This window comes from Pseudomonas sp. EU05-FHT14B02, from assembly GCF_058791055.1.
Map to the genome: position 1 here is coordinate 98213 of NZ_JBYTDD010000027.1, position 9269 is coordinate 107481.

The 9269-nt window shown below is 60.9% G+C and carries 7 protein-coding genes; 3 read left to right on the forward strand and 4 right to left on the reverse strand.

Annotated elements, in window-relative coordinates:
* Nucleotides 1-22: 22 nt before the first annotated feature.
* The 4 genes from AC3WTM_RS22685 to AC3WTM_RS22700 form a co-directional block, all read right to left on the reverse strand.
* Entirely contained in the window at nt 23-916 is an 894-nt protein-coding gene (locus tag AC3WTM_RS22685) for a sigma-70 family RNA polymerase sigma factor (protein ID WP_102672363.1), read from the reverse strand.
* Between the two features lie 3 nt (nt 917-919).
* The gene (locus AC3WTM_RS22690; RefSeq protein WP_102672362.1) at nt 920-1354 is read right to left on the reverse strand and encodes a carboxymuconolactone decarboxylase family protein; all 435 of its coding nucleotides are present in this window, start codon (nt 1352-1354) and stop codon (nt 920-922) included.
* Between the two features lie 94 nt (nt 1355-1448).
* Nucleotides 1449-2732 carry a Zn-dependent hydrolase gene (locus AC3WTM_RS22695; protein ID WP_102672361.1) on the reverse strand — a complete coding sequence of 428 codons (1284 nt, stop codon included), beginning with the start codon at nt 2730-2732 and terminating at the stop codon, nt 1449-1451.
* Nucleotides 2733-2883: 151 nt separating this feature from the next.
* Nucleotides 2884-4368, reverse strand: coding sequence for an NCS1 family nucleobase:cation symporter-1 (locus AC3WTM_RS22700; RefSeq protein ID WP_102672360.1), 1485 nt, complete (start codon nt 4366-4368; stop codon nt 2884-2886).
* Nucleotides 4369-4921: 553 nt separating this feature from the next.
* Between AC3WTM_RS22700 and hydA the strand changes: the two genes are divergently transcribed.
* The 3 genes from hydA (at nt 4922) to preA (ending at nt 9173) form a co-directional block, all read left to right on the forward strand.
* Complete coding sequence (hydA, locus tag AC3WTM_RS22705) at nt 4922-6361, forward strand: dihydropyrimidinase (protein WP_102672359.1); 1440 nt, start codon at nt 4922-4924, stop codon at nt 6359-6361.
* A gap of 169 nt (nt 6362-6530) precedes the next feature.
* The gene (locus tag AC3WTM_RS22710; protein WP_102672358.1) at nt 6531-7898 is read left to right on the forward strand and encodes an NAD(P)-dependent oxidoreductase; all 1368 of its coding nucleotides are present in this window, start codon (nt 6531-6533) and stop codon (nt 7896-7898) included.
* Entirely contained in the window at nt 7899-9173 is a 1275-nt protein-coding gene (gene preA / locus AC3WTM_RS22715) for an NAD-dependent dihydropyrimidine dehydrogenase subunit PreA (protein WP_102672357.1), read from the forward strand.
* The last annotated feature ends 96 nt before the right edge of the window (nt 9174-9269 follow it).

A 9269-nucleotide genomic window follows, 5' to 3' on the forward strand; every position in this document is an offset into this window, starting at 1 on the left:
TGGAGGGCCGGTGGTCCTTTGACTATTGCACGTTAAAGGACGCGTCAAGCCCCGCCAACTTGTCCGGATTACGCATGATGAAAACCCGATTCACCCGCCCCGCCTCATCAAAACCAAAGGTCATCGACGCCGTGATGCTGCCATCGGCCTTGATGATGACGCCTTGTGCACCATTGATTTCAACGGGCAGCCATTCACAGGCTTGCCAATAGGCGTGCAACGACTGGCCAATGAAATCCAGCACGCTTTCGATGCCAAACAGCGTTTCACGGATCGCCGAAGCCTTGCCGCCGCTGTCGGCGCAGAGTTCGACGTCTTCGCTCAGCATCACGCTCAAGTTTGCGGTGGAACCACTGGTGATGGCGTTGTGGAAGGCACTGAGCAACTGGTTTTGACGCACAGGTTCCGGTTGATAGCGGGTCTGGGCATTGCCAAGACTCGCCTTTGCCCGGGAAACCAGTTTGCGGCATGCGGCTTCCTGCACCCCGACCGCATCGGCAACCTGCGGGTAATCCATGTCGAAGATTTCGTACAGCAGGTACGCGGCACGCTCCTTGGGTGTCAGCCGCTCCAGCAACAACACGAACGCGGTGGACAGCGACGAAGCCAGTTCATGCATGTGCTCGGGTGAGTCCTGATGCGCCGTGTGGATCGGCTCCGGCAGCCAGGTACCGATGTAATCTACCCGGGACTTGTGCGCCGACCGTAGCAGGTCAATGCAATGGCGGGTGCACGCGGTGGTAAACCAGGCGGCCGGCGTGGCGATGGAGGCCCGGTCGACCTCCAGCCACTTGATGAACAACTCTTGCACCGCATCCTCGGCTTCGGTGCGCGAACCGAGAATGCGATAGGCCAGACCAAGCAAAAAGGGCCGCCGCTGCTCGAACACAGTGGCGGCGTTTTCAGCGCGGTTCATCAATCAGTGCCTCGACACCTGCAAGCGGTTCCACAGGTTGATCATGCCGATCTCGGCCGTCAAGGCGCCGATCTGTTCGTCATTGAAATATGCCCTCAGTTCACCTCGCAGGCTGGCGTAATCGGTTTTTTCATCCAGAACAGTCAAGGCTTCGGTCCACGCCAGCGCGGCGCGCTCCGCAGGGCTGAAATCACTGACGTGACGCCAGACGATCAGGCGATCCAGACGCTCGTTGGTTTCATTGGCTTCCCGGGCTTCGCGGGTGTGCATCTTCACGCAGAAACCGCATTGGTTGATCTGCGAGGCGCGCAAGTGGATCAAGTACTTGAGGCCTGGATCAAGATCATGCTGATCGAGCGCGACATGGACCTGGGTCAGGCTTTCGAAAACCTGTGGAATCGATTGCAGCAGGTTGACCGCTTGGGTGTTGGAAGACATCGTGTTGCTCCACTGTTTGAGAGGTTCAACAGGATGACGATTGAGGGTTGGGGTTTGTGACGTGCGCTGATTCATTCAGCGCACGTCACTCGGTTCAAGCAGCCAACTCTCCCTTCCCAAGTGCCGCCGAAGCCGCCAGCATTGCCCGCAACAGCACCGCACACCCGGCCGCCAGGTCATCCGGCGCTGCGTTTTCGATTTCGTTGTGGCTGATGCCGCCTTCGCACGGCACGAAGATCATCCCGGCCGGGCCGAGTTCGGCGAGGAAAATCGCGTCGTGGCCCGCACCGCTGACAATGTCCATATGCGACAGACCCAGGCTGTGGGCGGCGCCGCGTACCGCTTCGACGCAGCCCTTGTCGAAGTACAGCGGTGGGAAGTCAGCCGTTGGCGTGAGTTCGAAGGTCAGGCCGTGTTCGTCGCAGGTGGTTTCGATGACTTCACGCACTTCGGCAATCATCGAATCCAGGCGCGCCGGTTCCAGGTGCCGGAAGTCCAGGGTCATGCGCACTTCGCCAGGTATGACGTTTCGCGAGCCGGGATAGGCTTGCAGGCAACCGACGGTGCCGCAGGCATGGGGTTGATGGCTGAGGGCGGCGCGGTTAAGCGCACCGACGATCACCGCGGCGCCGACCAGGGCGTCCTTGCGCAGGTGCATCGGGGTCGGGCCGGCGTGGGCTTCGACGCCGCGCAGCTTGAGGTCAAACCATTTCTGCCCGAGGGCGCCCATGACCACGCCTATGGTCTTGCGTTCGTCTTCCAGTATCGGGCCTTGCTCGATGTGGGCTTCAAAGTAGGCACCGACTTTGTGGCCGCTGACTTTGCGCGGCCCGGCGTAACCAATGGCATTCAGTGCCTGCCCCACCGTCACACCCTCGGCATCGACCTTGGCCAAGGTTTCCTCGAGGGTGAATTTTTCCGCGAACACGCCGGACCCCATCATGCACGGGGCAAAGCGCGAGCCTTCTTCGTTGGTCCAGACCACCACTTCCAGCGGCGCCTCGGTTTCGATGTTGAGGTCGTTGAGGGTACGCAGCACTTCGACGCCCGCCAGCACCCCGAAACAGCCATCGAACTTGCCGCCAGTGGGCTGGGTGTCGATGTGGCTGCCGGTCATCACCGGTGGCAGATCGGGATTGCGCCCGGGACGACGGGCGAAGATGTTGCCGACGGCGTCGATGCTGACGGTGCAGCCGGCATCGGTACACCATTTGACGAAGATGTCCCGGGCCTGGCGATCCAGATCGGTCAGGGCCAGGCGACACACGCCACCCTTGACCGTTGCGCCGAGTCGGGCCAGTTCCATGAGCGATTGCCACAGGCGGTCGCGGTTGATGTGCTGATGGCTGGACTGCAGAACGTCTACGGCCGCGTTCATGATGATCTCCTCAGGCAGTTCTTGTGTGTTTCTTCAGGCAGTTCTTTGGTGGATTCAGAGGCCTCATCGCGAGCAAGCTCGCTCCCACATTGGATCTCCAGTGTTTACAGACCCCCTGTGGGAGCGAGCTTGCTCGCGATGGGGCCAGTGTTCACACCGCAGATTTCGCAATAGATGGGCTGGGCCGCATCACACTCAACCCGTAATAAATAACCCCACCCAACGCCGAGCCGGTGAACCAGCCATAGCTGTAGAACCAGCTGAACGCGTCGTTGCCCAGGGACAGCAGCGTCAGCACCACCGGCACACCAAACGCGATGAACCCGCTCCAGTTCCACGCCGGATACACGTCATCGCGGTACAGGCCGGCGAGGTCCAGTTGCTGCTTCTTGATCAGGAAATAGTCCACCACCATGATCCCGGCGATCGGCCCCAGCAGGCTGGAATAGCCGAGCAACCAGTTGGAATAGACCGTTTCCAGGCTGAGATCGGAAACGATCAGGCCGAGCTTTTTCAGCAGTTCATGGGCCATCAGCGCCAGTCCGACCAGCCCGGTGAGGATTACCGCTTTGGTCCGGTTGATCGCCTTGGGTGCGATGTTCTGGAAATCGTTGGTGGGCGACACGATGTTGGCCGCGGTGTTGGTCGACAGCGTGGCGATGATGATCAACGCCATGGCCAGCGCCACCCAGACCGGACTCTGGATATGGCCGATCAGGGTCACCGGGTCGGACACCGTCACGCCCACCAGCTTCACCGAGGCGGCGGTCATCACCACGCCCAGAGAGGCAAACAGGAACATGGTCAGCGGCAAGCCGATGATCTGCCCGACGATCTGGTCCTTCTGGCTTTTCGCGTAGCGGCTGAAGTCGGGGATGTTCAGCGACAGCGTGGCCCAGAACCCGACCATCGCGGTCAGCCCGGCCGCGAAGTAACTGACCACGCCCGCGCCTTCGGGGCGCTTGGCCGGGATCGCCAGCAACTCGGTCATCGACACGTTGGGCATGGCCCACACCAACAACCCAACTCCCACCAGCACCAACAGCGGTGCCGAGAGCGTTTCCAGCCATTTGATCGACTCGGCACCGCGAATCACCACCCACAGGTTCAGCGCCCAGAACACCATGAAGCCGATGACCTCACCGGTGCCGCCCAGGGACTTCCAGCCCTCGAACACCGAGCCGAGGAACAGGTGAATCGCCAGCCCGCCGAACATGGTCTGGATACCAAACCAGCCACACGCCACCAGAGCGCGGATCAGGCACGGAATGTTGGAGCCGAGCACGCCGAAGGACGACCGCAGCAACACCGGAAAGGGAATACCGTACTTAGTGCCGGGAAAGGCGTTAAGCGTCAGGGGAATCAGCACGATGATGTTGGCAAACAGAATCGCCAGCAGCGCTTCACCGACGGTCAGGCCGAAGTACGCGGTCAGCACACCACCGAGGGTGTAGGTCGGCACGCAGATCGCCATGCCGACCCACAGCGCGGTGATGTGCCATTTGTTCCAGGTGCGTTCGCGCACCTTGGTCGGTGCAATGTCGTGGTTGTAACGGGGACTGTCGAGGACATCGCTGCCGGCTTCAAGCTCGAACAAGCCGTCGCGCTCGGTCACTTGCGATCTGATCTGTTGCATGGCCGCTCCACTGTTCTTTGAATTATTTTTTGCTCATCGGGGGCTGGCGGCATCAATAAACGTGCCGGGTGCCCCGCTTACGCATCGGGCAGTTCCATAAACACTCTGTAAGCAACTGATATTTATCAGTTTTATGCAGTCAACGATGCAGTCCTCAGTTGCATGTCATGCCACTCAGGCCGAATGCCAGGCAAGTTGTCCTGACAGTCAGGACTCAATCTGGTGCGTTGATCTTTTTTTCAATGGCTGCGCATCCACCATAGACCATACTCAAACAGCTGATTTCACATAAGAAATCTTGACTATTTTTCGATCCTGTCAAGTGCGTCAAAATGGTGAGCGGCCTCACCATTTTGGTGATTCTTGTAATTAATCTTTTAATATCAATCAGTTAATACCTGCATAAGCTTATAAAAAATATTCTTGCCGATTCGGATAACTGCAGCTAGCGTTTAATCCTGACAGCGCTGACAGGAATCAATCTGACCGGGCTGTTTTTATATAGAACATCTAGAACCGGCAAAAGCCGGTCATTGCCTGCGAGGAACTCGGAATGTCTCTGTTGATCCGTGGCGCCACCCTTATTACCCATGATGAAAGTTATCGCGCCGATGTGTATTGCGCAGACGGCGTGATCAAGTCCATTGGCGAAAATCTCGATGTACCTGCAGGCGCCGAAGTGCTCGACGGCAGCGGCCAATACCTGATGCCCGGCGGCATCGACCCGCACACCCACATGCAACTGCCCTTCATGGGCACTGTGGCCAGCGAAGACTTCTACAGCGGCACGGCGGCCGGACTGGCCGGCGGCACCACGTCGATCATCGACTTCGTGATTCCCAACCCGCAGCAATCCTTGCTCGAAGCCTTCCATCAGTGGCGCGGCTGGGCCGAGAAATCGGCGTCGGACTATGGCTTTCACGTCGCCATCACCTGGTGGAGCGAACAGGTCCGCGAGGAAATGGCCGAACTGGTCAGCCAGCACGGCGTCAACAGCTTCAAGCATTTCATGGCCTACAAGAACGCGATCATGGCCGCCGATGACACCCTGGTGGCGAGTTTCGAACGCTGCCTGGAACTGGGCGCGGTGCCGACCGTTCATGCGGAAAACGGTGAACTGGTGTATCACCTGCAACGCAAGCTGATGGCCCAGGGCATCACCGGACCGGAAGCGCATCCGCTGTCGCGGCCTTCACAGGTTGAGGGCGAGGCCGCGAGCCGGGCGATCCGCATCGCCGAAACCCTGGGCACGCCACTGTATCTGGTGCACGTCTCGACCAAGGAAGCCCTGGACGAAATCACCTACGCCCGGGGCAAGGGCCAGCCGGTCTACGGCGAAGTACTGGCCGGGCACCTGCTGCTGGACGACAGCGTCTACCGCGATCCGGACTGGCAAACCGCCGCCGGTTACGTGATGAGCCCGCCGTTCCGCCCCCGCGGCCATCAAGAGGCGCTCTGGCATGGCCTGCAATCGGGCAACCTGCACACCACCGCCACCGACCACTGCTGCTTCTGCGCCGAGCAAAAAGCCGCTGGCCGCGACGACTTCAGCAAGATCCCCAACGGCACCGCCGGCATCGAAGACCGCATGGCGGTGTTGTGGGATGAAGGCGTGAACAGCGGACGCTTTTCGATGCAGCAATTCGTCGCGCTGACGTCCACCAACACGGCGAAGATCTTCAACCTCTACCCACGCAAAGGCGCGATTCGCGTGGGTGCCGATGCCGACCTGGTGCTGTGGGACCCGCAAGGCACCCGGACCATTTCCGCCAAGACCCACCATCAGCAGGTGGACTTCAACATCTTCGAAGGCAAGACCGTGCGCGGCGTGCCCAGCCACACCATCAGCCAGGGCCGCGTGGTCTGGGCCGACGGCGACCTGCGGGCCGAACGCGGGGCCGGGCGCTACATCGAACGACCGGCGTATCCGGCGGTGTTTGATTTGCTGAGCAAGCGGGCGGAGCAGCACAAGCCGGTTGCCGTGAAACGCTGAAATCGAGGCCTACGGCCTTCGCGAGCAAGCCCGCTCCCACAGGGGAACGCGTTCCAAATGTGGGAGCGGCGGTGCGACGATTCGACTTGCTCGCGAAGAGGCCGGTACAGACAACGAAAAACAATGCCCATTCAGAGGCAGCACCTCAAATAACCGTGAGGCCAAAACCGTGATCAAGACCCTGGACCACCTCCCGCATCCCGTTGAGAATGCGGCCGCCCTCGCCGGCCATTTCACCGATCTGGCGCCGCCGCTCAACGAGCGCCAGGCGCACCTGGAAGCCTCGCGCTGCCTGTATTGCTACGACGCCCCCTGCGTGAATGCCTGTCCGAGCGAGATCGACATTCCCTCGTTCATCCGCAACATTGCGCAGGACAACGTGCAAGGCGCCGCGCAGAAAATCCTCTCGGCCAACATCCTCGGCGGCAGTTGCGCCCGGGTGTGCCCGACGGAGATTCTTTGCCAGCAAGCCTGCGTGCGCAATAACGCCCACGAGTGTGCACCGGTCATGATCGGCCTGTTGCAGCGTTACGCCGTGGACAACGCCCACTTCAGCACGCACCCCTTCCAGCGTGCTGCCGCCACCGGCAAACGCATCGCCGTGGTGGGTGCCGGTCCGGCCGGTTTGTCCTGCGCCCACCGCAGTGCCATGCACGGGCATGACGTGGTGATTTTCGAGGCGCGGGAAAAGGCTGGCGGCCTCAACGAGTACGGAATCGCCAAATACAAACTGGTGGATGACTACGCGCAAAAGGAGCTTGAGTTCCTGTTGGAGATTGGCGGCATCGAAATCCGCCACGGGCAGAAACTCGGGGAGAACCTGACCCTCAGTGAACTGCATCAACAGTTCGATGCGGTGTTCCTCGGCCTCGGGCTCAATGCCAGCAAACAGCTAGGGCTGGCCCACGAAGACGCACCCGGCCTGCTCGCCGCCACCGACTACATCCGCGAACTGCGCCAGGCCGATGACCTGACCCAACTGCCCCTGGCCGACCGCTGCATTGTCCTTGGCGCAGGCAACACCGCCATCGACATGACGGTGCAAATGGCCCGCCTCGGCGCCCGTGACGTGAATCTGGTGTACCGCCGTGGCATCGAGGAAATGGGAGCCACCCGCCACGAACAGGAGATCGCCAAGGCCAATCAGGTACGGCTGATGACCTGGTCGCAACCCGAAGAAGTGCTGCTCGATGACCACGGCCGCGTGCGGGGTATGCGTTTCGCCCGCACCCATCTGGTGGAAGACCGCCTGCAAACCACCGGTGAAACCTTCGAACTGGCCGCCGACGCGATCTTCAAAGCCATCGGCCAGACCTTCGACGGCTGCGCCCTCAGCGATCCGCTGGCCCGCGAACTCAAACGCCAAGGCGAACGCATCGAAGTCGACGAACAACTGCGCACCAGCATCCCCGGCGTGTATGCCGGCGGCGACTGCACCAGCCTCGATCAAGACCTTACCGTGCAAGCCGTGCAGCATGGCAAGCGCGCCGCCGAGGCGATCAACGCTCAACTGATGCTCAACGTGGAGGCTGCGTAAATGGCCGATCTGTCGATTGTCTTCGCCGGCATCAAAGCACCCAATCCATTCTGGCTGGCCTCCGCGCCGCCGACCGACAAGGCCTACAACGTGGTCCGCGCCTTCGAGGCCGGCTGGGGTGGCGTGGTCTGGAAAACCCTGGGTGAAGACCCGGCGGCGGTGAACGTGTCTTCGCGCTACTCGGCACACTTCGGGGCTAACCGGGAGGTACTCGGCTTTAACAACATCGAGCTGATCACCGACCGCTCGCTGGAGATCAACCTGCGGGAAATCACCCAGGTCAAAAAGGACTGGCCGGACCGTGCGCTGATCGTGTCCTTGATGGTGCCCTGTGTCGAAGAATCCTGGAAACACATCCTGCCGCTGGTGGAAGCCACTGGCGCCGACGGCATCGAGCTGAACTTCGGCTGCCCCCACGGCATGCCGGAACGGGGCATGGGCGCGGCAGTCGGCCAGGTGCCGGAATACGTGGAACAGGTCACGCGCTGGTGCAAGACGTATTGCTCGCTGCCGGTGATCGTCAAGCTCACGCCGAACATCACCGACATCCGTGTTGCCGCCCGCGCCGCCCACCGAGGCGGTGCCGATGCGGTGTCGTTGATCAACACCATCAACTCGATCACCAGCGTTAACCTCGAACGCATGGTCGCCAACCCCATGGTCGGCAGCCAGAGCACCCATGGCGGCTATTGCGGCTCGGCGGTCAAGCCGATTGCCTTGAACATGGTTGCCGAAATCGCCCGCGACCCGCAGACCCAGGGCCTGCCGATCAGCGGGATCGGCGGCATTGGCAACTGGCGCGATGCGGCGGAATTCATCGCACTCGGCAGTGGCTCGGTGCAGGTATGCACGGCGGCGATGCTGCATGGCTTCCGGATTGTCGAAGACATGAAGGACGGTTTGTCACGCTGGATGGACAGTCAGGGCTATGCCAGCATTTCGGAGTTTTCCGGTCGCGCGGTGGGCAACACCACGGACTGGAAGTACCTGGACATCAACTACCAGGTGATCGCGAAAATCGATCAGGAGGCTTGTATCGGTTGCGGTCGCTGCCATATCGCTTGTGAGGACACCTCGCACCAGGCCGTGGCCAGCCTCAAGCAAGCGGATGGCACCCACAAGTATCAAGTGATCGATGAGGAGTGCGTGGGCTGCAACCTGTGCCAGATCACCTGCCCGGTGCAGGACTGCATCGAGATGGTGCCGGTGGAGACTGGCAAGCCGTTCCTGGACTGGAATCATGATCCGAGGAATCCGTATCACGTCAGCCCTTGATGCCGGCGGCGCCTGAACGGACGCCATCGCGAGCAAGCTCGCTTGTATGGTAGGACTTGAAGGGAGGAGGAGGGACAAGGCTCGATTCTGACTGTT